This is a genomic window from Cypionkella psychrotolerans, assembly GCF_001294535.1.
Classification (GTDB): Bacteria; Pseudomonadota; Alphaproteobacteria; order Rhodobacterales; family Rhodobacteraceae; genus Cypionkella; species Cypionkella psychrotolerans.
Window position 1 is genome coordinate 91,717 of record NZ_LGIC01000061.1, and the last position, 25,171, is coordinate 116,887.

Annotated in this window: 24 protein-coding genes, 1 tRNA gene and 1 riboswitch; of the genes, 13 read left to right on the forward strand and 12 right to left on the reverse strand. The window is 59.9% G+C overall.

What is annotated here, in order from left to right; all coding sequences use genetic code 11:
• Positions 1-9: 9 nt before the first annotated feature.
• Positions 10-1,263: a DNA polymerase IV gene (locus AKV04_RS11690; protein WP_054006594.1), complete on the forward strand. Its 1,254-nt coding sequence runs from the start codon at positions 10-12 to the stop codon at positions 1,261-1,263.
• A 183-nt stretch (positions 1,264-1,446) separates the two neighbouring features.
• On the opposite strand, the gene AKV04_RS11695 is transcribed toward AKV04_RS11690, so the two are convergent.
• Positions 1,447-2,304 carry an N-formylglutamate amidohydrolase gene (locus AKV04_RS11695; RefSeq protein ID WP_054006595.1) on the reverse strand — a complete coding sequence of 286 codons (858 nt, stop codon included), beginning with the start codon at positions 2,302-2,304 and terminating at the stop codon, positions 1,447-1,449.
• A 182-nt stretch (positions 2,305-2,486) separates the two neighbouring features.
• Here AKV04_RS11695 and AKV04_RS11700 point away from each other — a divergent pair.
• From AKV04_RS11700 to AKV04_RS11710, 3 genes are all read left to right on the forward strand, one after another.
• Positions 2,487-2,561: transfer RNA gene (locus tag AKV04_RS11700), tRNA-Val, on the forward strand.
• A 76-nt stretch (positions 2,562-2,637) separates the two neighbouring features.
• Positions 2,638-2,763 carry a type B 50S ribosomal protein L36 gene (gene ykgO, locus AKV04_RS11705; protein ID WP_054006596.1) on the forward strand — a complete coding sequence of 42 codons (126 nt, stop codon included), beginning with the start codon at positions 2,638-2,640 and terminating at the stop codon, positions 2,761-2,763.
• A gap of 181 nt (positions 2,764-2,944) precedes the next feature.
• A complete protein-coding gene (locus tag AKV04_RS11710) occupies positions 2,945-3,562 on the forward strand; it encodes an FMN-binding negative transcriptional regulator (RefSeq protein WP_054006597.1) in 618 nt (205 codons plus the stop codon).
• 147 nt (positions 3,563-3,709) lie between these two features.
• Here AKV04_RS11710 and AKV04_RS11715 read toward each other — a convergent pair whose 3' ends face one another.
• Positions 3,710-7,789 carry a WG repeat-containing protein gene (locus AKV04_RS11715; RefSeq protein WP_054006598.1) on the reverse strand — a complete coding sequence of 1,360 codons (4,080 nt, stop codon included), beginning with the start codon at positions 7,787-7,789 and terminating at the stop codon, positions 3,710-3,712.
• Between the two features lie 133 nt (positions 7,790-7,922).
• Here AKV04_RS11715 and AKV04_RS11720 point away from each other — a divergent pair, with 133 nt between their 5' ends.
• From AKV04_RS11720 to AKV04_RS11735, 4 genes are all read left to right on the forward strand, one after another.
• The gene (locus AKV04_RS11720; RefSeq protein WP_054006832.1) at positions 7,923-8,531 is read left to right on the forward strand and encodes a glutathione S-transferase; all 609 of its coding nucleotides are present in this window, start codon (positions 7,923-7,925) and stop codon (positions 8,529-8,531) included.
• Positions 8,532-8,778: 247 nt separating this feature from the next.
• Positions 8,779-9,339 carry a ubiquinol-cytochrome c reductase iron-sulfur subunit gene (petA, locus tag AKV04_RS11725; RefSeq protein ID WP_054006599.1) on the forward strand — a complete coding sequence of 187 codons (561 nt, stop codon included), beginning with the start codon at positions 8,779-8,781 and terminating at the stop codon, positions 9,337-9,339.
• A gap of 12 nt (positions 9,340-9,351) precedes the next feature.
• The gene (petB, locus tag AKV04_RS11730) at positions 9,352-10,665 is read left to right on the forward strand and encodes a cytochrome b (protein WP_054006600.1); all 1,314 of its coding nucleotides are present in this window, start codon (positions 9,352-9,354) and stop codon (positions 10,663-10,665) included.
• 19 nt (positions 10,666-10,684) lie between these two features.
• Positions 10,685-11,473 (forward strand): cytochrome c1, encoded by a 789-nt coding sequence (locus AKV04_RS11735; protein WP_054006601.1) that lies wholly within the window; start codon positions 10,685-10,687, stop codon positions 11,471-11,473.
• A gap of 54 nt (positions 11,474-11,527) precedes the next feature.
• Here the strand turns inward: AKV04_RS11735 and AKV04_RS11740 are convergent, their stop codons facing one another.
• The 3 genes from AKV04_RS11740 to thiB are packed head-to-tail and all read right to left on the reverse strand — an operon-like array spanning position 11,528 to position 14,710.
• Positions 11,528-12,220 (reverse strand): thiamine ABC transporter ATP-binding protein, encoded by a 693-nt coding sequence (locus AKV04_RS11740; RefSeq protein WP_054006602.1) that lies wholly within the window; start codon positions 12,218-12,220, stop codon positions 11,528-11,530.
• The gene (locus AKV04_RS11745) at positions 12,207-13,751 is read right to left on the reverse strand and encodes an ABC transporter permease subunit (protein ID WP_054006603.1); all 1,545 of its coding nucleotides are present in this window, start codon (positions 13,749-13,751) and stop codon (positions 12,207-12,209) included. Before AKV04_RS11745 ends, AKV04_RS11740 begins: the two co-directional genes overlap by 14 nt.
• Entirely contained in the window at positions 13,727-14,710 is a 984-nt protein-coding gene (thiB, locus tag AKV04_RS11750; protein ID WP_054006604.1) for a thiamine ABC transporter substrate binding subunit, read from the reverse strand. The genes AKV04_RS11745 and thiB overlap by 25 nt, the downstream gene beginning before the upstream one ends.
• Positions 14,711-14,747: 37 nt before the next feature.
• Positions 14,748-14,868, reverse strand: a riboswitch (TPP riboswitch).
• A gap of 275 nt (positions 14,869-15,143) precedes the next feature.
• On the opposite strand from thiB, the gene AKV04_RS11755 reads away from it, so the two are divergent.
• From AKV04_RS11755 to aroC, 3 genes are read left to right on the forward strand one after another with little or no spacing between them, the layout of a single operon-like run.
• Positions 15,144-15,626: a hypothetical protein gene (locus tag AKV04_RS11755; RefSeq protein WP_054006605.1), complete on the forward strand. Its 483-nt coding sequence runs from the start codon at positions 15,144-15,146 to the stop codon at positions 15,624-15,626.
• Positions 15,627-15,629: 3 nt separating this feature from the next.
• Positions 15,630-16,097, forward strand: a complete 468-nt coding sequence (locus AKV04_RS11760) for a restriction endonuclease (protein WP_054006606.1) — start codon at positions 15,630-15,632, stop codon at positions 16,095-16,097.
• Between the two features lie 54 nt (positions 16,098-16,151).
• The gene (aroC, locus tag AKV04_RS11765; protein ID WP_054006607.1) at positions 16,152-17,252 is read left to right on the forward strand and encodes a chorismate synthase; all 1,101 of its coding nucleotides are present in this window, start codon (positions 16,152-16,154) and stop codon (positions 17,250-17,252) included.
• 104 nt (positions 17,253-17,356) lie between these two features.
• Here the strand turns inward: aroC and AKV04_RS11770 are convergent, their stop codons facing one another.
• The 4 genes from AKV04_RS11770 to idi form a co-directional block, all read right to left on the reverse strand.
• Positions 17,357-18,526: a hypothetical protein gene (locus AKV04_RS11770; protein ID WP_054006608.1), complete on the reverse strand. Its 1,170-nt coding sequence runs from the start codon at positions 18,524-18,526 to the stop codon at positions 17,357-17,359.
• Positions 18,527-19,066, reverse strand: a complete 540-nt coding sequence (locus AKV04_RS11775) for an ImmA/IrrE family metallo-endopeptidase (RefSeq protein WP_054006609.1) — start codon at positions 19,064-19,066, stop codon at positions 18,527-18,529.
• Positions 19,067-19,163: 97 nt separating this feature from the next.
• Positions 19,164-20,012 (reverse strand): ParB/RepB/Spo0J family partition protein, encoded by an 849-nt coding sequence (locus AKV04_RS11780; RefSeq protein ID WP_054006610.1) that lies wholly within the window; start codon positions 20,010-20,012, stop codon positions 19,164-19,166.
• A gap of 36 nt (positions 20,013-20,048) precedes the next feature.
• Positions 20,049-20,579: an isopentenyl-diphosphate delta-isomerase gene (gene idi / locus AKV04_RS11785; protein WP_054006611.1), complete on the reverse strand. Its 531-nt coding sequence runs from the start codon at positions 20,577-20,579 to the stop codon at positions 20,049-20,051.
• Positions 20,580-20,627: 48 nt separating this feature from the next.
• Between idi and AKV04_RS11790 the strand changes: the two genes are divergently transcribed.
• Complete coding sequence (locus AKV04_RS11790) at positions 20,628-21,260, forward strand: pentapeptide repeat-containing protein (protein WP_054006612.1); 633 nt, start codon at positions 20,628-20,630, stop codon at positions 21,258-21,260.
• Positions 21,261-21,355: 95 nt separating this feature from the next.
• On the opposite strand, the gene AKV04_RS11795 is transcribed toward AKV04_RS11790, so the two are convergent.
• The 3 genes from AKV04_RS11795 to AKV04_RS11805 form a co-directional block, all read right to left on the reverse strand.
• Positions 21,356-21,667 carry a 2Fe-2S iron-sulfur cluster-binding protein gene (locus AKV04_RS11795; RefSeq protein WP_054006613.1) on the reverse strand — a complete coding sequence of 104 codons (312 nt, stop codon included), beginning with the start codon at positions 21,665-21,667 and terminating at the stop codon, positions 21,356-21,358.
• A 144-nt stretch (positions 21,668-21,811) separates the two neighbouring features.
• Positions 21,812-23,113, reverse strand: coding sequence for a type I glutamate--ammonia ligase (locus AKV04_RS11800; protein ID WP_054006614.1), 1,302 nt, complete (start codon positions 23,111-23,113; stop codon positions 21,812-21,814).
• A gap of 42 nt (positions 23,114-23,155) precedes the next feature.
• Positions 23,156-24,412: a cytochrome P450 gene (locus AKV04_RS11805; RefSeq protein ID WP_054006615.1), complete on the reverse strand. Its 1,257-nt coding sequence runs from the start codon at positions 24,410-24,412 to the stop codon at positions 23,156-23,158.
• 72 nt (positions 24,413-24,484) lie between these two features.
• Between AKV04_RS11805 and AKV04_RS11810 the strand changes: the two genes are divergently transcribed.
• On the forward strand, positions 24,485-25,168 hold the full coding sequence (locus AKV04_RS11810; protein ID WP_054006616.1) for a type 1 glutamine amidotransferase: 684 nt from the start codon (positions 24,485-24,487) through the stop codon (positions 25,166-25,168).
• Positions 25,169-25,171: the final 3 nt, after the last annotated feature.

Genomic DNA, 25,171 nt, shown 5'->3' on the forward strand with positions numbered 1-25,171 from the left:
AATCCGACCATGCCCACCCTGTGCCGCGACTGCCTCACCCAATTTGACGCCGGAGCCCGCTGCCCCAAGTGCCGCTCTCCCCGTCTGCTTGCCCATCCCGAGTTGAACCAGCTTTCGATCGCCCATATGGATTGCGACGCCTTCTACGCTAGCGTCGAGAAACGCGACAATCCAGACCTCCGCGACAAAGCCGTGATCGTCGGCGGCGGCACCCGGGGGGTCGTCTCCACCTGCTGCTACCTCGCCCGCATCCATGGGGTGAGGTCTGCGATGCCAATGTTTCAGGCGCTGAAACTCTGCCCCGAAGCGGTCGTGGTCAAACCTCGGATGTCGGTCTACGTCGACGCCTCCCGCGCCATCCGGGCAATGATGGAGGCGCTGACCCCGGCGATCGAACCGTTGTCCCTCGACGAAGCTTTCCTCGATCTGACCGGCACAGAACGCCTGCACCGCGCACCCCCTGCGGTGGTTCTGGCAAGGCTGATCAAGCGGATGGAGGATGAATTGGGTCTGTCAGGTTCTATCGGCCTGTCACACAACAAGTTCCTCGCCAAAATCGCGTCAGACCTCGACAAACCGCGCGGCTTTTCCATCATTGGACGCGCCGAGACAGAGGCCTTCCTGCGCCCCAAACCAGTTCGCATCATCTGGGGCGTCGGCACCGCCGCGCAGGCCTCGTTGGAAAAGGCTGGTATCCGCACCATCAATGACCTGCTGCGCTGGGACCGCACCGACCTTGTCGCCCGCTTTGGCAGCATGGGGGACAGGCTGTGGCATTTGGCCCGAGGTATGGACACCCGCCGCGTCAATCGTAATGAAAAGCTGAAGTCGATCAGCAAGGAAACCACCTTCTTCGAGGATACCTCTGATCCCGATCTGCTGGATGGGCATCTCTGGCGGCTGGCCGAGCAAGTCGCAGACCGCGCCAAGGCCAAGGCGCTTTCGGGCAAGACCGTTACCTTGAAACTGAAGCGCTCCGATTTCCAACTGATCAGCCGCCGCCACTCGTTGACCGACCCCACCCAACTGAGCGACCGCATCTACCGCGCCGCCCGCGCTTTGTTCGACCAGACCGACCGCAAAGGCCCATACCGGCTGATCGGCGTTGGCATCAGCGATCTGGCCCCCGAGGCGCAAGCCGATCTCTCTGCTGATCTTCTGGACCCCAGCGCAGGCAAGCGCGCCGCAGCCGAGCGTGCCACCGACGCCATCCGCGCACGGTTTGGCCGTGAGGCGATTATCAAGGGGCGGGCGTTGCGATAGAAGGGATGGCCCCAACCCGGGACCTTTTTTATATGTTTTTAATCAATGGGTTGTGGTGGTGGCGTTAGGAGTTTGTTAAGGTTTGATCGGTAGCGAGATAGTGCGCATGGCATATCAAGAACCCTATAGTAAAAACTGTCGATTAGACTGCTAGCGGGAGGCTACCCGTCAACTCAACAACCGCTATTCCGCCGCAAGCGGCAGTTGCTCGCGGCCAATGCTGACGATCTCGGCGATCACCCCGGCCATCAGTGCGCGGAAATCCTCAAAGCCTTCGTGTGGCGTGATGGTGGCTTCATCCATATAAAGCCCGCGATCAATTTCCACCTGTATCACATGACGACGGGCCGAGGGCCGACCGTAGCTTTGCGCGATAAACGCCCCCGCGAAGGGGGTGTTGCGCGCCACCCGCAGGCCCACGCGCTGAAACGCCGCCTCAACAGCATCCATCACATGTCGCCCGGCAGCCGCCCCAAAGCGATCGCCCAGCACGACATCAGGCTTAGGCTGACCGGGGCGACCGTGGCCGTCAATCGCCTCATGTGGCATTGAATGGCAGTCGATCAGCATCGCCTCGCCAAAGGACCGATGGGTTTCCTCGAGCAGCTGCCGCAGCGCGCGGTGGTAGGGGTGCCAGACTTCGGCGATCCGCGCTTCGGCTTCGGCCAGACCCAGCTTACCGCGATAGATCAGCCGCCCACCGGACACCACGCGGGGAATCACCCCCAGCCCAGAGGAGATGCGCGGATTGTGCGGCACCCGCGCAATACCTTCGATCACGGCAGGATCAAACTCGTCCGGGGCACGGTTCAGATCGAGATAGGCGCGCGGCACATCGGTGATCAGCAAGGGCGCACCATGCAGCGGAGCACTGCCAAATACTTGATCGACAAAGGCATCTTCCGAAGACCGGATCGCATCGCTGGACAGAATCGTCTGCGCCAGAAACGCTGCCGAATAGGACCGCCCACTGTGCGGCGAGGCAAACACCACCGCCGTATCCTGCCGTTCGGGTCGATGAATACGGTAGACCTGCGACACGCCACACTCCTGTTACTTTGTGATATAACTGCAAAATATCCTTTACCGATACCCCCCTTTACCCCCTTGAACCGCGCTGCGACTCTGTTTATAGCCCAGCCATCCGACGCGGTTTCGCCCGCGTCCTTTTGTTTGGGCCTTACGGCTTGGATGAATAGATTGGGCGGGAACGTCAGGCTTGTGGGCGGTTAGCTCAGCGGTAGAGCACTACGTTGACATCGTAGTGGCCACTGGTTCGATCCCAGTACCGCCCACCATTTCGCCGCTCCCGGCAACGGGGGCAACGCTTTTCAACTGGCGCGAAGACGCGCCGCGAACAAGGGAGATGCTACGATGAAAGTTGCAAACTCGCTGCGCTCGCTGAAAAATCGTCATCGCGATTGCCAGGTCGTGCGCCGTAAAGGCCGCGTCTATGTGATCAACAAGACGCAAAAGCGCTACAAGGCCCGTCAGGGTTGATCGCGCGCAGCAGCACCGAATAGGCCGCCGAGAGCAATCTCTGGCGGCTTTTTCATTGGTGCTGGTTGGGTTGCGTCGGGTTGGCTATGGATGCGTCTGTCTAATGCCAGATCAGAAAGATTCGATTGTGGTGATGCGCGTTGCCGCTTAGGCGAGCTGAGTTCATTTTTGGAGCCCCACGATGCACCCGAATCCCGCCTTCCGCTCCACCCCACTGGAAGACAACCTCGCCTTCGCCCGCGCGCGCGGCTTTGGGGTTTTGTCGGTGAACGGGGCCGATGGCCCTTTGGCCGCGCATGTGCCGTTTTTGCTATCACCCGATGCCAGCTTTGCCGAATTGCATCTGGCACGCTCAAACCCGATTGCGCGCGCCTGCACGGCAGGTCTGCCTGCGCTGATCGCCATCAGCGGCCCTGATGCCTATATCTCGCCCGATTGGTACAACATGAGCGATCAAGTGCCGACGTGGAACTATATCGCGGTGCATCTGCGGGGGGTGCTATCGCCGCTGCCCGAGGCGGCATTGCAGCCGCATGTTGATGCTTTGTCCGCCGAGCATGAAAACCACCTGCTGCCGAAGCTGCCGTGGCAGTCGGACAAAATGTCGGAAGGCGCGCTGCCCCGGATGTTGCGGATGATCCTGCCGTTTCGGTTTGATGTGATCTCGGTCGATGGCACCTGGAAGCTGAACCAGAACAAAACGCCCGAGGTGCGGGCAAGTGCTGCAAGTCATCTGGCGCAGCGGGCCGATACGGGATCGCAGGAGATCGCCGCATTGATACGCCGCGATTTGGGCTGACACTGCCTCGTCCACAGATACCACGCCGCCCCGGACTTGATCCGGGGCCTCGATTCTATAGGCGCAACCCATGAGGCCCCGGATCAAGTTCGGGGCGGCGGAGATTGGGACAGAGTGTCGCCCCTCCAATGCCAAGGGCGTTGACACCTACTGCAAAGGTATCAACGCCCCACTCGCCACCCAACCCAGCGCCGTGCCATCCTTGGCAATCCGCGCAAAGCCGTCTTTTTCCTCGATCTTGTAGACGCCATAAAACACCCCCGCCGGAATCTCTTGCAGTGCTGCCCCACCGGGGGTGTCTAGCACCTTCGTGCCGCCCGCCACCACATGCGTCAGCGTCGCAGGGAAGCTTTCAGCACGGGCATCCAGCACGGAAACCATTGACCCCAAAGCGAAATCTGATCCCTTGATCGACATTTGCGGCACTTGGCGCAGCCCGAAAGCGGCGAAGGAAACCTCGGGCACTGTCACGTCCAGAAAGTTGGCGAGCTCCGTCACTTCGATAGTGGAATTGCCATTGCTATCCGCTCGCCCCATCGCATTCAGCATCGCCCAAGTCATCACGCCATGACCCTGATAACCCTCCAGAGCGGGGGCATCGTCGGTCGAGGCCGATAGGATCGTGCGCCCCATCGCCCGTGTCAGCCGCTCCACCGCCGCCGATTGCGCCATCGCGGCATCGACAGACCGCGTCCCCGTCAGGCTGCCACTTTCGCAAGTGTCGTAGATCATAACCGATTTTTTCGCCTTCACCCGAGCCGCCCATTCCTGCCAACGGTCTTGGTCAATCCCCTTGGTGCGGATCGGATCATCGCCTTCAAAGCGGAAATCCTGCGGGATGAAGTAGTATTTGCCCTCAACCGTCTTGCCATGCCCTGCGAGGAAGAACAGGAACACATCCTGCGATTTCGCCTGTTTGCCCATTTCGGTGAAGGCCGCGTCCAGTTTGGCCTCGGTCACGTCGCGATCCAGCAGGGTCACGACATTCACCGTTTTGAACAGCCCAGCACCAGATTTTTTCATCGCATCTCCAAAAGCTTGCGCATCGGCGGCGGCATATTTCAACTGCAAGCGGCCATCTGCGTAATCATTCACCCCCACCGCCAGAACGTGCAAGGCGGGCGGTTCCGAACTGGCCACACCATCCCACGTCACCGTCATTTGACGCGGCGGTGAGGCCACAAGACCAGCGGCATTATAGGCAACGACCTCGATGATATTCTCACCCGGATCCAGCGCGACGCGAGCCTTCGCGGTGGGCAGGTCTTCATCCAACGCCACCGGCGCGCGGGTCGGCTGCACCTCAACCGTCATGCCGTTCAGCCGCCATTCGATGCGCCCAATACCGCCGCCTTCATCTTGCAACTCGATCTCAACCTCAAAGTCAGGCTCCGACGACTTCGCTGTTGGCAGCTTGAATCGAGTGATCGGCGCGGGGCCGGACCCTAGCACACGCGCAAGGTCCAACTCGGCCGCAGCCTTGGCGACCAGCCCCTCCGGGTCGCCCGCCAGCTTTGCCGCCACCAGATCGGGGCGGTACAAAGCCTGATAGACCTGATCCACCGAGAACGCCCGCAAGCCATTCGACACCGACACCAGCTGCGCGCCATTCAGGGATGCCGCAAAGAACCCCTCGGGCGTCAGCATCAGCCATTCGCCATCCGGCGTTGCCAGAAACTCCGCCAGCAGCGCCCCGGTTTTCAGATCATAGGCATGGTGAATGCCCACCGGGTCCAGCACCACCCCAACCCGCCCGCCCAGCAACGCCGCACGCTGGCCTTCCACGTTCAAATCGCGAAACTGCGCGTTCAACGCATCACTGTAAGGCAACGAGGGGTCGTAATCCATGTCGGCCAGAACCGTGTTGATCTCATCTTGACTTAGCGGGATCTGCGCAAGCGTTTTCATATCAAACGCCGCCGCCATGCCTTCCTCAAGACCCGAGTACAGGTAGAACCGATCTCCAGCAGGCTCGATCTGTTCCTCTACCCCAAAGCCTGCGCCTGTCATCGGCACCCGCGCCTCTAACTGGGCTTGCGCCAGGTTCCAGACCCAGACGGTGCCCGCGCCATCAGAGGTGAAAAAGCGGTCGCCTTCCAGCAAGGCGGTGCCGTCTTGGGCATTGGCCAAGGGTGTGGCGAAGGTGGCTTGTTTGGTGAGCGTAGCAGGATCAACCGTCAGAATATCGGTGCCCTGCGAGCCGATCAGCACCAAGCCGCCATCCGGGCCAAAGCTGATCCGGTCCAGCGCAGACATCGCGCGCGGCATCCCCTTGGCTTGCGCATCGGCGGCGTTATCCAGAGTCACCTCTGCAATCAGGCTGCCATCGGCAAGGTTCAGACTGGCGAGATAGGCGACGTAGGGATCGTCTTGCGTGCTGGAATAGGCAAGGGTTTTGCCATCCGGCGCGATATCCAGCGTCATCAGCCGATAAACACTCGCAGGCAGATCAATGCGGCGGCTGCCCGTCTCAGAAATCACATCCAGCCAGTTTTGCGGTTTGTAAAACCCATCCGACTGCTGCACCAACTGGCTGCCCGCCAGCACCAGGGTGCCGTCTGGCCCAAGCGCCATAGTTGTGATCGCCGTGGTCAGCGGCAGCGCGTTTTCCTGCGCCGGGCCTTCTGGCACGCGGGCAAGAATCTCGCCACTCAGCGCGCGGCGGACCAGACCGCCTTGTAGGTTGGCGGCATATATCCACGTCGAATCGGTACTGAACCGCAGCTTTTGCGCTGGCTCTGCCATCGGGGTCATTGCGGCCCCCGTGGTCAGGTTCCACAGCCGGATCACGTTGCCATCGGCCATCGCCAGCATCTTGCCATCGGGTGAGATCACCATATCCAGCACCGGGCCTTTGAACGGATGCAGACGGAACACCTCGGCCCCGGTCAGCGCATCCAGCACCGCGATATGGCCCGAGGCATAGCCCGCCACGATCAGATTGCTGCCGGGGACCAGCAAAGCCTGCGTTAAATCAGGCTGCTTCACCTTGCGGATCAGACGATGGCTGCGCATGTCCCACAACGCCAGTTCCGCGTTAAAGCCATTGGCCAACACCGTCAGCATCACCGTGCCATCCTGCGCGAAACTGATGGAATGTAGCGAGACATCATCTTGTGCCACATAGTAGTGCGGGTTGGATGGCACCAGTTCAAAGCCCGTAGGATGCTGGGCTTGGGCGGCGGTCAGATCGGCCAGCGGTAGATTGAAGCGGGTCAACGGGTCCGTCGCATTGGGGGCGATGACACCCCAGAGATCACCCTGTCGCACCGGAACAACGCCGCCATCATGCCGCCAGAAATCATCAAACTGCGGCTCGGCCACCAATTTGCCATCCGGGGTGATGAAGCCGCGTTTGTCGCCGATCAGCACGCCCGCCAGCCCATCAGCAAAGCCATAGGCGCGGTCATATTCAGCCGGGATCACCAACTGGTTTTGTTTGTTGATATAGCCCCATTTGCCGCCTGCGATCTGCACAGGGACCAGACCTTCGGAGAAATCGCCCGCCGCGGTATAGTCACCGCCGAACTCGATACCGACGCCGTAAGGGGTGGCAAAGCCCCAGCCTTGATCCCCCTGCACGGCAGCAAAGCCGTCACTGACCGGGCGGGTCGCCGCAAAGGGCGCATCGTCACCGATCACCATCGAGCCATCGGCGCAATTCATCTGCACCCAGCCACCCGGCAGCTTGACCGCAACCATGCCCTCCGACGGCGGCAGCGCGTCTTGCACTTCGGGCAGGGTCTGGATGAACGGCTCGGTGCCGCCCGAATAGCTGATAAAATTGTTGTTCTGGGTGCCGGTGATGCAGGTGCCGTCATTGGCCAGCAGGGTATCGAACGGCAGCGGATTGGCCTCAAAGTCGCCACTGGGGGCCAGCGCGTACCACAGGCCCTGATACTTGAACGGGGTATAGCTGGCGGGCTTGCCGATGGCCTCGTAGTCAAAGCCCGCGACCTCGGCTCCGGTCAGATCGACCATGCCCCATTTTCCGGCCTTCTGCACCGGAAACCAGCCTTCGCCCGGATCGCCGACCGCTTGGTATTGTGGCGTCACAAGCCATTGACCATCGCGCCCCATCAACCCCCAGAGATCACCTTGCTTCAGCGGCACCACGCCTTGATGCGCGGCACCTGCATCCTGAAAGCTGGGCTGAACCACCCATTGAAAGGCGTCTTCAGCCATCGCAGGCGTGGCGAGAAAGGCGGCAAGGATAAGGGCGCGCACAGCAATACTCCGGCAAGAATGTTTGCAGCCTGCGACGGCCCGGGCGCAGTTGGCAACTGACAAGTGTTGTCATGCGGGGGCTGACACGGCTTAACTGACGGCAAATCAGCGAATCATTATGAACGGAGACATCATGCGGCTTTACACCTCTCCCGCGACGCCCTTTGGCCGCAAGGTCATGGCGTTGATTTTGGAACTTGGCCTGCAAGACCGTATTGAGATCAGCAACGTCATGGGCACGCCGCTGGCACCGGGGTCGCTGCCGGTGGATCAGAACCCGTTGGGCAAGATCCCTGCGCTGCAAACCGACGCTGGTGACATCTATGACAGCCGGGTGATCTGCCGCTACCTGAATGATCTGGCAGGAGGTGCGATGTATCCGAGCGGCCCCGCGATCTGGTCATGCCTGACGCGTGAGGCCACGGTGGACGGAATCTTAGAGGCCGCATTGGCGATGGCTTATGAAGTGCGCCTGCGCCCGGTGGACAAGCAATTCCCCGAATGGATTGAAGCGCAATGGGTCAAAGCCGCCCGTGCGCTGGATGTGGTTGAGGCGGAATGGGCGGAGGTATTGAACGGACCGCTAGAGATGCCACAAATCGGGCTGGCTTGCGCGCTGGGGTATCTCGACTTCCGGCACGATGCGCGAAATTGGCGGCAGGGGCGGCCACAACTGGCGGCATGGGAAGTAGAATTTGCCAAGCGTCCGGCTATGTTGGCGACTCGTCCGGTGCAAGTTTGAGTCATGAAATCCTGACAAAAATACTTTAATTACAACAAATCGCGCCAAACGGGCGGCGTATGGGAATGATTTGCGTAGCTTCAAGGTCGCACATCAGGAAAAGCTGATTTCCGCCGCCCCTGCGCGTCTTTGTCCGCTGGACGCCCGCGCGTTCTGTGGCTAAACCCGCCGTGTAAGGCTCCGGGAAACCGGGGCCGCAGCTATATATCGGTCGCACGCCTTGCGGCCTTTGAAGGGAGAAGTTCTCGTGTCCCACGCAGACGATCACGCAGGCACCCGCAGGGATTTCCTGTACTACGCAACCGCCGGGGCAGGCGTCGTTGCAACTGGCGCGGCGGTTTGGCCGCTGGTCAACCAGATGAACCCCTCGGCCGATACCCGCGCCTTGGCCTCGATCATGGTCGATATCTCGGGCGTCACCGCTGGCACCCAGATCACGGTGAAATGGCGCGGCAAGCCGGTGTTCATTCGCCGCCGCACCCCGGATGACATCGAAAAGGGCCGCGCAGTTGCGCTGACCGATCTGCCCGACACCAATGCCGAGAACGCCAACCTTGATGCGTCTGCCACTGCAGAAGACAAAAATCGCACGCTGGATGAAGCGGGTGAGTGGCTGGTGATGATGGGGGTTTGCACCCATCTTGGCTGCGTGCCCTTGGGCGATGCCGGCGATTTCGACGGCTGGTTCTGCCCGTGCCACGGCTCACACTACGACATGGCTGGCCGTATTCGCAAAGGTCCAGCCCCGCGCAACCTGCCGGTTCCGGTGGCGAAGTTCGAAAACCCCACCACGATCAAGCTCGGATAAGGGACACAAACCATGGCCGGAATTCCGCACGACCACTATGAGCCAAAGCCGGGCTTTCAGACTTGGCTGCACAACCGTCTGCCGATCGTCGCGATTGCCTATGATACGCTGATGATCCCGACGCCGAAAAACCTGAACTGGATGTGGATCTGGGGCATCGTGCTCGCGTTCTGTCTGGGTCTGCAAATCATCACTGGCGTGGTGCTGGCGATGCATTACACGCCGCATGTCGATCTGGCGTTCCGCTCGGTTGAACATATCATGCGCGATGTGAACGGCGGCTATATGCTGCGCTACATCCACGCCAACGGCGCGTCTTTGTTCTTCTTTGCCGTCTATCTGCACATCTTCCGCGGCCTCTACTACGGTTCGTACAAAGCCCCGCGCGAAGTCACTTGGATCATTGGCATGTTGATCTATCTGGCGATGATGGCGACGGGTTTCATGGGCTACGTTCTACCTTGGGGCCAAATGTCGTTCTGGGGTGCCACGGTGATCACCGGCCTGTTCGGGGCTATCCCCGGCATTGGCCCGACCGTGCAGGAATGGCTGCTGGGCGGCCCTGCGGTGGACAATGCCACGCTGAACCGCTTCTTCAGCCTGCACTACCTGCTGCCCTTCGTGATTGCCGCCCTTGTGGCGCTGCACATCTGGGCGTTCCACAACACCGGCAACAACAACCCGACCGGTGTTGAAGTGCGCCGCACCTCGAAAGAGGATGCCGCGAAAGACACCGTGCCGTTCTGGCCGTATTATGTGATCAAAGACCTGTTCGCGCTGTGTGTCATTCTGGTGATCTTCTTCGCGGTCGTCAGCTTCATGCCGAACTTCCTCGGTGATCCCGTCAACTACGTGCAGGCCAACCCGCTGTCGACCCCGGCGCATATCGTGCCAGAATGGTACTTCCTGCCGTTCTACGCGATTCTGCGCGCTTTCACCGCAGATGTTTGGGTGGTGCAACTGGTGCATTTCGTCACCTTCGGCATCGTTGACGCCAAATTCTTCGGCGTGGTGGCGATGTTCGGCGCGATTGCCGTGCTGGCTTTGGTGCCATGGCTGGACACATCCTCGGTGCGCTCGGGTCGCTATCGTCCGAAGTTCAAGGCCTGGTTCTGGCTGCTGGTGATCGACTTCATCGTGCTGATGTGGGTCGGCGCACAGGTGCCAAACGAACTGATGTCGTGGATCTCGCTGATCGCGTCGGCCTACTGGTTCGCCTATTTCCTCGTCATCCTGCCGCTGCTGGGCGTGCTGGAAAAACCGCTGCCGCAACCGGCAACGATTGAGGAAGACTTCAAATCGCACTACGCCAATCCGGCCGAGTGAGAGAAAGGAACTGACTGAGATGTTTCGCAAGATCGCAATCAGCGCTGTCTCTGCACTAAGCCTGATGACCGGGGCAGTTTTCGCCGCGGAAGAAGGTGGCCATGTTGAGGACGTAGCTTTCAGCTTTGAAGGCCCGTTCGGCAGCTATGACACCCATCAGCTGCAACGTGGGCTTCAGGTCTATACCGAGGTTTGTGCCGCCTGCCACGGTTTGAACTTCGTGCCAATCCGCACGCTTGGGGATGAGGGCGGCCCGCAGTTGCCGGAAGACCAAGTGCGCGCCTACGCCAAGGCCTTTACCGTGACCGATAAGGACACCGGTGAAGATCGCCCCGGCCTGCCGGTTGACCTGTTTCCCGCCAATACAGGTGCTGGCGCACCCGATCTTTCGCTGATGGCGAAGGCAAGGGCGGGCTTCCACGGCCCCTACGGTCTGGGCTTCAACCAGATCTTCAAGGGCATGGGCGGGCCGGAATATATCGTGTCGTTGCTGCATGGTTACACCGGCGAACAGAAAGATGAAGCGGGCTCGACCTTCTACGAAAACCCCGTGTTCTCAACAGGTTGGATCAAGATGCCGCCGCCCTTGGCCGATGGCCAGGTGACCTTCGCCGATGGCGCGCCGAATGATGTCAAGCACATGGCCGAAGACGTGGCGGCTTTCCTGATGTGGACGGCTGAACCGAAGCTGAATGCGCGCAAAGACACAGGCTTCAAGGCCGTGCTGTTCCTGATTCTGCTGTCCTCGCTGTTGTATCTGACCAACAAGCGGCTGTGGTCGGGCGTCAAAGGCAAGAAACTGCACTGAGTTTTGGATTATTGCTTTCGGAAAAACCCCGCCTCGCGCGGGGTTTTTTCATGGCTAACCGAGGTAATCTTTTAGCGCTTGTGGTGGGTTAGCAAACAACTCCGCAGTCGTCACCGGAGCTTGCGCCACCCCATCCGCCACCAGCACGGTCTTACCTGCAAAGCGTTTCGCATCGCTCGGATCATGCGTCACCATCAGCACCGCCGCCCCTGTCGCGGTTGCCACCTCATCCAGCAAATCCAGCATCTCAGCCTTCAAAGCCGGCCCCAGCGCCGCAAACGGCTCATCCAGCAACAGCACAGGCCGCGCCCGCAAAAGTGCCCGCGCTAGTGCCGCCCTGCCCTGCTGCCCACCGGAAAGCTGGCCGGGTTTGCGCGCGCCCATGCCCGCAAGCCCCACCCGCGCCAGCGCCGTCTCAATCTGTGCCGCCTGCGCTGGGGTCAGCCGCAAAGTTGGCGACAGGCCAAGCCCAAGGTTCTGCGCCAGAGTCAGATGCGGAAACAGATTTTGGTCCTGAAACAGAATGGTTAAGGGCCGATCCCCCGGCAAGATCCCGGCCAGATCAGCGCCTTGCCATAGGATGCGCCCCTGAGTGGGCGGCAAGAACCCCGCCAAAGCCATCAGCAGCGTCGATTTCCCAGCGCCTGATGGCCCGAGCAACGCCACCCTGTCACCGGGGGCCACCGACCAATGCGCGGTCAGGTGAAAATCATCCTGCTGCAAAACCAGCGTTTCAAGCGTCAGCATAGCGGCTTCCCAATCGGTCAAAGGCCCAGAACAGCGCAAAGCTGATCGCAACCAGTATCAACGAGGCCGCCGCCGCCTGTTGCAACCGATAGGCCCCGATCAAATGCTGCACGAACAGCGGCAAGGTCGCACCGCCATCCCCCGCAAACAGCGCAATCACTCCAAGATCGCCCATCGACAACGCGGCGGCCAACCCCGCGCCATAGCCCAAAGGCCGCGCCAATCGCGGCAGGATGACAAAGCGCAGCGTCGTGCAGTGCGGTAAGCCCAAAGATTTTGTCAACCGGCCATAATCAACCTCAATTTGGCGGGCTTCCGGCAGCAACAGGCGGAAAAGATAAGGCAAAGTCAGCGTGGCATTGACCAGAACAGTGATCGGAAGCGCCAAGGTTTCCGGCGTCACAAACGGCCGCACCATCAGGAAAAGCCCGGTTCCCAACACAAGCGAGCTCGCCGCAAGCGGCAGCATCGCCGCCAGTTCGATGGCGCGGCTTTTGCTGCGCGCCGCCCCCGTCGCCAAGACCAACGCAGCACTCGTTGCCAGCAAAGCCGACACCACTGCCACCGAAACCGAGCGCAATACCGCAGGCCAAAGCCCGTTCGGCAGCGCAGCGAGCCCCGGCACGCCCTTGATTACCACCGCGAGCAACGGCGCAAATAGAAACAGCGCGGCGGCGGCAATCGCCAGCACATCCAAAACGCACCGCCAACCAGCGGCAGCGGACATTTCTATGCGCCGCCCCAGCCCCGCGCCAAAGCCCTGTGGCAAGGTCAACCGCGCCGCAGCCAGCGTGATCGCTGCACACAGAGTAAACTGCACCGCCGCCAGCAAAGCCGCGCGGCCCAGATCAAACTCGAACCGCAACGATTGGTAGATCGCAAGCTCCAGCGTGCTCGCCTTTGGCCCCCCGCCCAGCATCAAAGCGATGGCAAAACTCGCCAGACAAATCAGCAGGATCACCGCGAAAATCCCCGGTAGTTGTGCCCGCAACATCGGTGCTTCCAGATGCCGGAACTGCGCGGATGGCGGCAAGCCCAGCGACTGCGCCAGCCGAAACCGCTCGGCCGGGATCGACTGCCAGCCATGCAGCAGCATTCGTGTGGCAAGCGGCATGTTGAAAAATACATTCGCCAGCACAACGCCGTGCAGCCCAAAGATCGAAACCTCCGGCAGCCCCAACGGCGCCAGCGCCATATTGATCGGCCCACCCCGGCCAAACACCGTCAGCAGCCCCATCACCGCCACCACCACCGGCAGCACGAAAGGTGCCGCCAGCAACCGGATCAGCGCCCCCCGCAGCGGAAAGCGGCGGCGGAACAAAGCGCGGGCGACTGGGATCGCGAGTAGGGCTGACGCCGCGGCCGAAAGACTGGCTTGCAGCACGGTGAACCGCACAGCCTGCCAATCCGCCGGGGCCAAAGCGAAGCTGTCCGCGCGCGCGGCCACCATCACCGCACTGCCAAGGATCAGTGCGGCAATGGCGATGCTCAGCCCGACGGCTGGGCTTAGCGGGACAGCGCGGCTTGCCATTCCGCAATCGCAGGGGCGCGGGCGGCTTCGGCCTCTGATGCCGACATCAGCAAAGATTTCGCCGGTTGGACCAGCGTTTCAAACCCTTTCGGCAAACCCTCCGCCGGTGTTTTCGCCGGATACATCCAGTTCGTGGTAATCAGCACCGACTGCGCGGCATCCGAGGTCAAATACGCCAGAAAATGGTCCGCCAGCGCCGATTGCTGCGACGTGGCCAGTTTGCCCGCCACCTCAACCTGCATGTAATGCCCCTCAGAAAACGCCGCCGCCGCCTTGGTATCGTCCTTCTCGGCGATCAGATGATAGGCGGGCGAGGTGGTGTAAGACAGCACCATATCGGCCTGCCCCTCGGTAAACATGCCATAAGCCTCCGACCATCCGGGCGTCACCGTGATGATGTTATCGGCGAGATCCGCCCAGATCTGCGGGGCCCTGTCGCCGTAAGCCGCCTTCACCCACAAAACCAGCCCCAGACCGGGCGTCGAAGACCGCGGGTCCTCGATCACGACTTTCAGATCAGACGCCGCGAGTTCTTCAAAGCTGGTCGGCGGTGTTGCTACCTTGGTTTTGTCGTAAACGAAGGCGAAGTAACCCCAATCGAACGGGATGAAGTTGGGGGCCTCGAACGGCACCGGCAAGGTATTAGGCTGGGCCGCTACGGGTGCGAACAATCCGGTCGCGGTGGCGTCAGCGGTGAGGTTGGTATCGAGGCCTACGACGACATCGGCCTTGCTATCCGCCCCCTCCAACTTCACCCGCGCCAACAAAGCGGCACCATCGCCTGCGGTGACGAATTTCAGGTCGCAGCCGCAGGTCGCCTCAAATCCCTTCTCAATCGCCGGGCCGGGGCCCCATTCCGAGGTGAAGCTGTCGTAGGTCAGCACGGTGAGAACGGGCGTGTCAGCCAGCGCGGGCGAGGCGAGGATTGCGAGGCCCGCAGCGAGGAGTTTGGTGTTCATCTTTCTCTCCAACGTTGCGACGGAAATGGTCGGGGATGGAGAGATCCAGCACCTTCCCTCCGCCGGTATGATCCGGTTCAGGTTCGACGGGTTCGCTTTCGCATCTCAGCCTTCGGCTCGTTTCAAAGAAACAACCGGGGGCTCCCCGAGGTGAGGCGGAGCATAGGGAAACTTGATCCGGGTGCAAGGGCTGAGTTTGGCACAGCGCCTGTCCACGCGTGGACAGAGGGTGTGCTTATGTGATTTCAATGGGTTATGGGTGTATCGTTCATCAATTCTTAACCTTTGCCGCAGCTTGCCCACGCGCAGACCGCGGTGTGTAAGCGGACCTTCCCGGCTTGCGATAGCCCCCCCGGCGCGGCTAACCTTAGCTTAACCATCGGGTGTCAGAGTGGGGAAACGGCGAAGCAAACTTCGCCGATACGGGGGCGGGATGAACCATCTATACTACGGCGACAACCTGAAAGTGCTGCCCCGTGTTTTGCAGCGTCTCTTCGTGGTTTTTTCGATTATGGTGTCAGCGGTAGCTATAACAACGAAGGCTATCTACGCTGAAATTGACTGTTCGAGCGTAAAACCCGAAAACTTTCAATCAGTGGCAAGCAAGTCAGAAATTGAGGCAGCAGTTTCAAATATAATTCAAGTTTACCAAACCACGGAGCATCGGATAAATTGGAAACACCTCTCAAGGTGTTTTGAAAATCTCGGCACAAATTTTACTGTAGAAGCCTTCCCCGGTGGCGGCTTTGATCATGGAGATGTTTTTCGATTTACCATTGATAAAACAAGCATTTTGACGCCTTTCACCAGCATCCCCGGCGGATCGAATGATATTTTCACAGCTATAATAAACGTAGCCCCCAGTGGGAAAATTGGAATTGTCCGTAGAGGAGGAAAGTTGGAACCGCTGGAGTAAAATATGGCGGTTTTTGAACATAACACCCATGCTTTTGAGAAATGGGCGCCGTCGCTGATTGCGGCGCAACCGGGCAACCTTTCCAAAAAGGGCGCGGACAAGGGCATTGATGGCAATCTGTATTTCGGCGCGAAATCCGAAGGCCGCGCGATTGACTCGGTGAAGACGGGCGATGACGTCGGCGTGGCGATGATCCGCAATCTGCGCGGGGTGATCGAGCGCGAGCGCGCCGGGGTCGGGGTGTTTCTGACCCAGACCGAGCCGTCGAAACCGATGATCACCGAAGCCGCCGCGGCGGGATTGTTTGTGCTGCCCGGTTTCACCTCGGTGCCGCGCATCCAGATCGTGACGATTGAACAAGCGATGGCGCTACGCGACCGCGCGGAGCGTTTACCGGCGCGCAGGGATAACGGGTTTAAGAAGGCGGCGAAGGAGGTCGATGGCGGCGCGCAGGGGGCGTTGGAGTTTTAAGGGTTTATCGGGGGCAGTGCTTGGCTTATTGGGGGTGCAAAGAGGAGCCCGCCCATGAGCCTGAACACCTTCGGTCATCTGTTTCGCGTCACCACTTGGGGTGAAAGCCACGGGCCTGCCATTGGTTGCACGGTGGATGGCTGTCCTCCGGGGATTACGTTGAGCGAGGCGGATTTGCAGCCTTGGCTGGATCAGCGCAAACCGGGGACGTCGAAGTTCACCACCCAGCGGAAAGAGGCGGATGAGGTTCGGATTCTGTCGGGGGTGTTTGAGGGCGTGACGACGGGGACGCCTATTCAGTTGATGATTGAGAACACGGATCAGCGCAGCAAGGACTACAGCAACATCGCGCAGGCGTTTCGGCCGGGGCATGCGGATATCACCTACCATCAGAAGTATGGGGTGCGGGATTATCGTGGCGGTGGGCGGTCTTCGGCGCGGGAGACGGCTTCGCGGGTGGCGGCTGGCGGGGTGGCGCGGGCGGTGTTGGCTTCGTTGGTGCCGGGGCTGACCATCAGCGGGTATATGGTGCGGATGGGGGTGATGGGGATTGATCGGGGGCGGTTTGAGGCGGGCGAGATTGGGCGGAACCCGTTCTTTTGTCCTGATCCGGGGGCTGTTGCGGGGTGGGCGGAGTATCTGGATGGGCTGCGGATGGACCGCAATTCGGTGGGAGCGGTGATTGAGGTTACGGCTTCGGGGGTGCCTGCGGGGTTGGGGGCGCCGCTGTATGGCAAGTTGGATTCCGATCTGGCGGCGGCAATGATGTCGATCAATGCGGTGAAGGGGGTGGAGATTGGCGACGGGTTCGATGCCGCGACTTTGACCGGGGTTGAGAATGCGGATGAGATCAGGATGGGGGCTGCGGGGCCGGAGTTCTTGTCGAACCATGCGGGGGGGATCTTGGGCGGGATTTCCAGCGGGCAGCCGGTGGTGGTGCGGTTCGCGGTGAAGCCGACCTCGTCTATTCTGACGCCACGGGCGACGATTGATGCGACCGGGGCGGAGATTGATCTGGTCACCAAGGGGCGGCACGACCCTTGCGTGGGGATCCGGGCGGTTCCGGTGGGGGAGGCGATGATGGCCTGCGTTCTGGCCGACCATGTTTTGCTGGACCGGGGTCAGACAGGCGGGGTTCGGGGCCGGATCGGGTAGGGTCCCAACTCGGGACCTTTTTTTGTTGTTTTATTTCAGTGAGTTCGGGTAGGGCGTTAAGAGTTTATTAGGGTTTTGCATTTTGCGGTGAACACAGAGCGATATTATTCCTCTGGACCATCTTTACCTTTGGGAATGCTTTTTTGCTCAGTGGACTGATCCCGGACCAGCTTGCTTTCATTCAAGTGGCTAATGTATCGCTCGGTGAAAAATTTTACAACATCGACCAAATTTGCCGGAAGCTGGTCTTTTGTACCCGGCACCTTAGATTTGGGGTCATTGCCCTCTTGAGCTGCACTTTCTTCAAAACTTTTCGCTATTTGTATCTTTTGCAAATCTTCGCGCCACTCGTCGATATATTTAAGATAGTGTTCAGGCGGGGAAACTTCCGCACTTTTGAATGTTAGCTTTAGCTCAGGCCTCTCTATACGATAATATTTAATGTAAACATCAAGGTATTCGAATAATTTTACGAAATCTGCTGCCCTGGGTCTGTCGAGCAAACTACCTTCAAGTGTTTGAATCTCATCATATAAATCATCACGACTAGTAATTAAAGATATAACAGGATACTTCTCACCATTCAAAACACCTTTAAATTGTTGAGGTTCGTGAAACACAAACCGACAATCAAAGTTAGTCATGTCTATATTTCTTTTTGCTCTGCACAATATATGGGCAAGAGCAGGAGATATTGTAAAATCCTCCATAGTAGAGTTTCTCGAAATTCGAAATCCACCATCAATGCCTTTGCCCAAAAAGTCATATTCGCTAGGATTCAAGTCAACAGCAGCTTCAAATTCTTCAGTCAGTATGTCGCTATCACCCGACAGCGGATCACTGCCGTTTATAGAAAGCTTTATGCTTCTATTAGGGTTTGGAAATGCAGCAATCCAAGCATTGCCTTTGGTGTTCAGACCAAACGCGGCATTAACTTCTCTACCAAACTCAATTAGCGTTTTTGTAAACGCTGTGACATACGCCCCCACATGAGTGATGCTTGTCACACGATTCACAAAAAGAATTTCGTCTCCTATTGTCTTCCAAACTTTAGGCGTATCCGTGGTTTCACTCGCACCAATTTCTGGAATCTCGGAGCAAACCGCTTGGTAGTTTCGAATTAGCTGAGATGGAAATTCACCATAAAACTTCTGAAATGCCTTGATCCATTTCAGGTTTGTATTGCCATCCTTTGATTTATACGCCGTCGACCCAACCAGATCGACGGATAAGAAAAGCCGTATTCGATAAACAGGAGGGTTTTCTCCGACCATTTAGTCAAGCAGTCCGAGCGATCTTGCACGCGTAGACGCCGCCGCTGGGCTAACGTCAAAAATGCGTTGCACTGCCAACTGTCCGCCTGCATTAAATATCTCAATAAACTTATCTTGAGGCATTAGAAACGCTGCGGCAAACCAGTTTGCTTCCCACTCCGCACGTTTTTGCGCGTCATCGGTCTCGTCAACTGAGCGAGTTGCTCTCATAATGGCGTTGCTATCATTAGCCTTAATGGAAGGAAGGTGCAGCGCCAAATGCCCAAGCTCGTGCGCTATTGTAAACCGATCACGCTGCCTTGAGGTATTACGCGAGATGTAAATCGTGTAGTCATCAAGATCACGCGCAATGATCGAGCCACTGTCGTAGTCACCCGCCCCGCTTGAACCAAAAACGAGCGTCCCACCCGTACTTGCCACAAGCTCTTCGATGCTTCCGCCCGGCTCAAAGTTCAAAGATTTCGCGATCTGCTCAGCAAAACTTTCAACTCCACGTTTTGGAATTCCAGCTCCGGTAGGTTGCACGAAATTCTTCAACATCAGCAAAACCTCCTCTGCTTTCGGTTGCGCGCGTTTGTCAAGAGTAGTCGTCCCCTACAGGAAACACAAATCGAAATCAATGTTCATTTTATGTTCCTCACCCCCTCGGCTGAAACTGTCGCTCAATCTCGTCGAAAATGTCGTCGATCAGACCTGCGCGGCGGGCTTCCGGCCCGGTGAAGCGCATGATCCAGCCGTTGCGGCAGACTTCTCGCCTGATCGTCAGCCCCTGTTTCAACTCCAGCAGCCGACGCGGGCGGCCGGGTTTCGTGGGGGTGGGGTCGGACTCGGGGGATAGGGCCTCGGTGAGCGTCGGGATCAGGGCGGCCCATTGGCTGGGCAGGCTGGCGCGGCGGTTTTCTTTCAGGATTTGGTGGATGAGGTCGGTGAGGCCGCCTCGGAGTGCTGCGGCGAGGCGCTCGATCTGGGATTGTGAGAGCAGTTCGGGGGTGGTGAAGCAATCCTCCAGCTCCTCTGCCACAAGGGCGAGGGTGCGCAGGCGGGTGCGTTTTTGTTTGCTGGCGGTGGGGTGCAGGGCGGCGATGGCGGCGTCGATGGTGGGGAACAGGTCTTGGGCGACGCAGGTGGCGAGGGTGAGGCCGCGCTCCCACGGGGTGAGGTTTTCTCGGATTTCGTTTTCGGCGATCATTTGCGCCATCGCGTCGGGGATCGAGGCGGGGGTGCGGAGGAAGGCGGGGATGGTGGTGTGGGCGCTGGGGTTGCGGGTGTGGAGCAGGCGGGTGGCGGTGAGGCGGCGCAGGCCGGAGATCAGGCCGTAGCGGTGGGTCTCGGTCGGTTGGGAGAGCGCCCAGACCTCAATCGGTTGGCGCAGGCCGTCGCGGGCGATGGAGGCGGCGAGGTCTTCGAGCGCTGCGGTGTCGAGGTGGGAGCGGTCGCGGAGCAGGGCGTTTTCTAGGATTTCGGCGGTGGGGATGTGGGTGATCATGGGGCCTCCTGTTCGTGTCAGGGTGCCGGGGCGTGGTTAAGGTTGGGTTTGTTGGGCGTTCTGTAGGATATGGGGGTGGTCGTGCAGGTAGATGCGCAGCCAGGGGGTGAAGAGTTCGGGGGTGGTTTGGGTGTCGTGCAGGAGTTTGGGGAGGGGGACCCAGGCGGTGTTGAGGACTTCGTGTGGGTTTGGGGTGATGTGGAGGGTGCGGGGGGCTTGGGCGGTGAAGATCTCAACCAGTTCGTGTTCGATCATGTCGGGGGGGACGGGGGCGCGGTATTCGACCTGACCTGCGGGGGTGAGGGTTAGGTTTTGCAGGCCGAGTTCCTCGGCGAGGCGGCGGTGGGCGCAGGTTATGGCGGGCTCGTCCCAGTGCGGGTGGGTGCAGCAGGTGTTCGCCCAGAGGCCGGGGGTGTGGTATTTCGTGAGCGCGCGTTGTTGGATCAGGATGTGGTCGCCTGACAGGACGAAAACCGAGACGGCCTTGTGGCGCAGGCCAAGGCGGTGGGTTTCGAGTTTATCGGTGGGGGTGAGGGTGCCGTTGATCCAGGCGGGGATGAGCGTCATGGCGGGCCTTGGGGTTGTTTGGGTGGTGATGGCGGGGAGTGTGGGGGAATGCAAGCGATGACTGTGGTGGAGGGTGGCGTGTTGGGGCGGGCCGAGGTGATGGCCTTGGTGGGGCCTGCGGTGTTGCGCGGGTGTGATCTGGAGGGGGCGGATCTGGCGGGAGTGGATCTGTCGGGGTGGCGGTTTGAGCGCTGTAGCTTGAAGGCGGTGAATTTTATTGGGGCGGTGCTGGAGGGGGTGGCGTTTGTCGGCTGCAGGGCTGGGTTCGCGCGGTTTGCGGCGGCTCGGCTGGGGGAGGCGGTGCTGCAGGGCTGCGATTTCAACAATGCGGGGTTTGAAGGAGCGGTGCTGACCGGGGCGCGGATTGAGGGCTGCAAGCTGACCGGGGCGGATTTGGCCAAGGCGGGGACTTTGGGGCTGGTGTTGGTCGATACGCTGCTGGCGGATGCGCGGCTGCGGGGGGTGGTTTTGCGCCGTGCGATGCTGGAGGGGGTGGATTTCTCGGGCGCGGATTTGGCGGGCTGCGATTTCCGCGAGGCGGTGTTTGAGCGCTGTTCGCTGCGGGAGGCCCATGTGAGCGGGGCGCGGTTTGAGGGTGCCGATTTAAGGGGTGCCGATTTGGGCGGATTGAAGATCGCCGATGCGGGCAAGTTTCGCGGCGCGGTCGTGTCGCGCAAATAGGCGGCGGAACTGGTGGCGCAGTTGGGCTTGGTGGTGGCTTGAGGGATCGAGCGGCGCGTCGGGTGGCGGGGTGAACCCGCCCTACCCATAGGCGCTTAGCCCGGAACATGCAGGATGATGCCGTCGAGCGCTTCGGTCATTTTGATCTGGCAGGATAGGCGGGAAGTGGGTTGGCGGTCGGCGTCGGTGACGTCGAGCATGTCGTCTTCGAAGGTACTGGGCCGGCCTACGCGGGTGGTCCATGCGGGATCAACGACGACGTGGCAGGTGGCGCAGGACAGCGAGCCGCCGCATTCGCCGATCACGTTGGGGATATTGTTGGCGACAGCGGCTTCCATCAGGTTGAGGCCGGGTTTGACCTCGGCGGTGACGGTTTTGCCGTTGGGGAGGTGCCAGGTGGCTTGCATTTCAGGCTCCGGTTTGGCGGAGATGCCGGGGGCAAGCCCCCGGACCCCCGGGATATTTAGACCAATGTGAAAGCGGGGGAGGGTTGGTTTGCAGTTTTTAGCGTGGCCCGCTTGGACGTTTACCGATTTGAAAGCATTGGCGGGTTACAGATACCAAATGTACCAATCGCGCAGGGCGTCGGGGGAAAGAGCGGCGGTTTTTTCGACTTCGGCGCGTTTCATATAAAGGTGGTTTTCGACCAAGCCCGCGTCCACGGCCGTGGTGAGGACGGCGTCGGAGTCCAGATCATTGAGGGCGTCGGAGAGGGAGGCCGCGGTGCCGTGTTTGGCATCGTTGGAAGAGAAGCCGTTGCCGGATTCCATCGGTTGTAAAGCGTAGTGGTTTTCATAGCCGAGCAGCGCGGCTTGCAAGACAGTTGCCACGGCAGTGTAGGGATTGGCGGCAGCGTCGGCCATGCGGTGTTCGAGGCGGGCTTTCTTGCCACCCTCGGCGCTCAGCCGCACGGTGACGTTGCGGTTGTCACCGCCCCAGTTGCACCAATAGCCCGACAGGCTGGCGGGCTGCAGGCGGTTATAGGATTGGGCGTTGGGAGCGATCAGGCCGGCCATAGCTTTGTGATGTTGCATCCATCCGGCGATGCAGCCTTTGGCAAGCGGGTTGAGGTTAGTCGGGTCGCCATGATCGCCATTGGCCAGCGCATTGTGATCTTTGGCATCGGTGAAGGACAGATTGATGTGCATGCCGCTGCCGCCCTTGCCGGGGATCGGTTTCGGCAGGAAAGTCAGGATAATGCCATGATCCCAGGCGATCTCTCGGGCCATTTGGCGAAACAGCACGACGGTATCAACGTGTTGGACAGCGCTGTTGAACGTGAGGGTGAATTCATATTGCGGCGTGTCATATTCGGCGGTGATCAGATCCAGCGGCAGGCCGATGTCTTGAGCTTTGTTCCAGATTGCATCGGTGAAACGACGCGGGTCGGTGAAGTTTCCGGTGCCATAAACCACGCCGCCGGGGGTGTCATAGGGCACGATCTGGCCATCATCGCAGCGGACGAAGGCGTAAGCTTCCAGCTCAATGCCGACTTTCGGGGTTAGGCCGTGTTTCTCCCAAGCCGCGACGGCGCGTTTCAGGGCGGAGCGGGGGCACATCGGGATCGGCATGCCGTCGGCGGCATAGAGGTCTCCGGTGACGACTTTGGTGTTCGGCTCCCAACCTTGACGGATTTCGTTGCCGTTCCAGCGCAGGGCCATGTCGGGGAGGCCTTCGAGACACATGGTGCCGGGGGCCTCAATCAGCAGGTCTTTGTCGTAATGCACCGAAAACGTCGGGCGGGCGAAGCGGCTTTCATCGTCTTTTAACTTGCTGGCAGGCAGGTATTTGCCGCGCATGATTGAGAGGTGATCGCAAAACATCGCGCGCAGGCGCTGGGGTTGATCGGTCATGGTAACTCCCTGAGGCGGTTCTTTGACCGCTTTTTTGGCCGCTTAGTTGAGTGTAACGCTGACGGGCAAAGATTTCAGACCGCCGACAAAGTTGGAGCGCAGGTATTTGTGATCGCCCGCAGGTTCGATCTTGCGGATGCGTTTGGCAAGTTCTTCGAACAGCACGCGGACCTCTAGGCGGGCGAGCCACATGCCAAGGCAGACATGCGGGCCGCCTTGGCCGAAGGCCATATGGCGGTTGTTCTGGCGGGCCAGATTGACGCGCATCGGGTTGTCGAAAGCGGTGTCGTCGCGGTTGCCGGAGAGGAACCAATAGACCACCTTTTGGCCGGCCTTGATCTGTTTGCCGTGGTAGTCAAAATCGCGGGTGGCGGTGCGGCGGAAATAGATCGCGGGGGTGGCCCAGCGGATGATTTCATCTGGGGCGGTGTCCCAGACGCTGTCGGTTTGCAGCAGGGGCAGCAGTTCGGGCTGATGGGCGAGGGCTTGCAGGCCCGCGGCGATGGAATAGCGGGTGGTGTCGTTGCCCGCAGCAACCAGCAGGCAGAAGAAATTGCGGAATTCATGTTCGGGCATGGTGGTGCCATCGGCGGCGGGCTCCATGATCAGCGGCAGGATGCCGGATCGGTCGCCCGAGGCGGCTTTGCGGGCCATCAGGTCTTTGGCATAGACGAACAGTTCAGCGCCCGCCGGAGAGTTGAACGGCATCATGCGGAATTCGTCGGTGGTCATCTTGTCGAGGACATGGCTGGTGAAATCGGGGTCGGTGTTGGCGATCAGCGCATCGCCTTTGGCGACCAGCCACGGCAGATCGGCGTCGGGGGTGCCCATGATGCGGCCCAGCATCCGCATCGGCAGTTGGCGGGCGATTTCTGCGGTGGCGTCGAAAGTGAGTTTCGGCAGGGTGTGGTCAAGAATGTCGATGCAGATGTCGCGGATCACCTGTTCAAACTGCGCGATCACTGGGCGGGAGAAGGCTTTGGCGACGCGGATGCGGGTGGCCATATGCTCGGCCCCATCGGTTTCCTGAAAGGTGCGGCGGGCGAGGTATTCTTCGTAGGACTGATCCTCAATGCGGATGCCACGGGCGGAGGACAGGAGGTCGGTTTGGCGGTTGAGTTCGAGAATGTCGGCGTGGCGGGTGACGGACCAGTAGTTTTCGCCTTGGGCGTATTCCGTCCAGTGCATCGGATCATCGCGGCGCAGGCGGGCGAAGGTATTCAGCGGCGCGCCTTGTGCGAAGGCGTCATGGCTGGACAGATCGGCATGGCCATCGTCGGTGGGGGTCCAGAGCGTCATTCATCCTCGCTTGCCATGTGGTCAATTTATAAATATGCTATACATGTTCATAAATATGTAAAGAGAAAGATTATGCATATTGCGGTGCTGGTGGCGAACACCGACGAGAGTGATTTTGCGCAAGCACATCCGAAGGATGGCGCGAAGTTCGCGGCACTGTTGCAGGGGTTGCGACCCGGTTGGCGGGTGAGTGCTTTTTCGGTGAAGGACGGGGATTTTCCGGCAGAGGGGCTGCGATTTGACGGTTGGATCATCACCGGAAGCCCGGCCTCGGTGCATGATTCTGATGCTTGGGTGGGGCGGTTGTTTGGGCTGATCCGGCAGATCGTGGAGCGGGGAGAGCCGCTGTTTGGCGCGTGCTTTGGGCATCAGGCGATTGCTGTGGCCTTGGGGGGCGTGGTGGGCGAGAACCCCGGTGGCTGGGTGTTTGGCGCGGTGGAGACGATGATGGAAGGCGTACAGATACGGCTCTATGCGGCGCATAGAGAGCAAGTTCTGCGCGTGCCAGGCGGGGCGGTGGTGTTGGGGGGGAATGCTGATTGTGCGGTGGGGAGTTTTGCGATGGGGCGGCGGGTGCTGACCACGCAGTATCATCCCGAGATGACGCAGGGGTTCATGACGGCGTTGGTGGCAGAATATGCGGATAAATTGCCAGCGGAGGTGGCGGTGCAGGCGCGGACGAGTTTGGATGTGGCTGCAGATCGTGACGTGATCGCGGCGCGGATGGTGCGGTTCTTTGAGGAAGCTGCCAGTTAAAAA

What these genes read in the sequence shown, in the direction of transcription:
- AKV04_RS11690 (WP_054006594.1), top strand. Translation starts at nt 10, where the DNA reads ATGCCCACCCTGTGCCGCGACTGCCTCACCCAATTTGACGCCGGAGCC.
- ykgO (WP_054006596.1), top strand. Translation starts at nt 2,638, where the DNA reads ATGAAAGTTGCAAACTCGCTGCGCTCGCTGAAAAATCGTCATCGCGAT.
- AKV04_RS11710 (WP_054006597.1), top strand. Translation starts at nt 2,945, where the DNA reads ATGCACCCGAATCCCGCCTTCCGCTCCACCCCACTGGAAGACAACCTC.
- AKV04_RS11720 (WP_054006832.1), top strand. Translation starts at nt 7,923, where the DNA reads ATGCGGCTTTACACCTCTCCCGCGACGCCCTTTGGCCGCAAGGTCATG.
- petB (WP_054006600.1), top strand. Translation starts at nt 9,352, where the DNA reads ATGGCCGGAATTCCGCACGACCACTATGAGCCAAAGCCGGGCTTTCAG.
- AKV04_RS11735 (WP_054006601.1), top strand. Translation starts at nt 10,685, where the DNA reads ATGTTTCGCAAGATCGCAATCAGCGCTGTCTCTGCACTAAGCCTGATG.
- AKV04_RS11740 (WP_054006602.1), bottom strand. Translation starts at nt 12,220, where the DNA reads ATGCTGACGCTTGAAACGCTGGTTTTGCAGCAGGATGATTTTCACCTG.
- AKV04_RS11745 (WP_054006603.1), bottom strand. Translation starts at nt 13,751, where the DNA reads ATGGCAAGCCGCGCTGTCCCGCTAAGCCCAGCCGTCGGGCTGAGCATC.
- thiB (WP_054006604.1), bottom strand. Translation starts at nt 14,710, where the DNA reads ATGAACACCAAACTCCTCGCTGCGGGCCTCGCAATCCTCGCCTCGCCC.
- AKV04_RS11755 (WP_054006605.1), top strand. Translation starts at nt 15,144, where the DNA reads ATGAACCATCTATACTACGGCGACAACCTGAAAGTGCTGCCCCGTGTT.
- AKV04_RS11760 (WP_054006606.1), top strand. Translation starts at nt 15,630, where the DNA reads ATGGCGGTTTTTGAACATAACACCCATGCTTTTGAGAAATGGGCGCCG.
- aroC (WP_054006607.1), top strand. Translation starts at nt 16,152, where the DNA reads ATGAGCCTGAACACCTTCGGTCATCTGTTTCGCGTCACCACTTGGGGT.
- AKV04_RS11770 (WP_054006608.1), bottom strand. Translation starts at nt 18,526, where the DNA reads ATGGTCGGAGAAAACCCTCCTGTTTATCGAATACGGCTTTTCTTATCC.
- AKV04_RS11775 (WP_054006609.1), bottom strand. Translation starts at nt 19,066, where the DNA reads ATGTTGAAGAATTTCGTGCAACCTACCGGAGCTGGAATTCCAAAACGT.
- AKV04_RS11780 (WP_054006610.1), bottom strand. Translation starts at nt 20,012, where the DNA reads ATGATCACCCACATCCCCACCGCCGAAATCCTAGAAAACGCCCTGCTC.
- idi (WP_054006611.1), bottom strand. Translation starts at nt 20,579, where the DNA reads ATGACGCTCATCCCCGCCTGGATCAACGGCACCCTCACCCCCACCGAT.
- AKV04_RS11790 (WP_054006612.1), top strand. Translation starts at nt 20,628, where the DNA reads ATGCAAGCGATGACTGTGGTGGAGGGTGGCGTGTTGGGGCGGGCCGAG.
- AKV04_RS11795 (WP_054006613.1), bottom strand. Translation starts at nt 21,667, where the DNA reads ATGCAAGCCACCTGGCACCTCCCCAACGGCAAAACCGTCACCGCCGAG.
- AKV04_RS11800 (WP_054006614.1), bottom strand. Translation starts at nt 23,113, where the DNA reads ATGACCGATCAACCCCAGCGCCTGCGCGCGATGTTTTGCGATCACCTC.
- AKV04_RS11805 (WP_054006615.1), bottom strand. Translation starts at nt 24,412, where the DNA reads ATGACGCTCTGGACCCCCACCGACGATGGCCATGCCGATCTGTCCAGC.
- AKV04_RS11810 (WP_054006616.1), top strand. Translation starts at nt 24,485, where the DNA reads ATGCATATTGCGGTGCTGGTGGCGAACACCGACGAGAGTGATTTTGCG.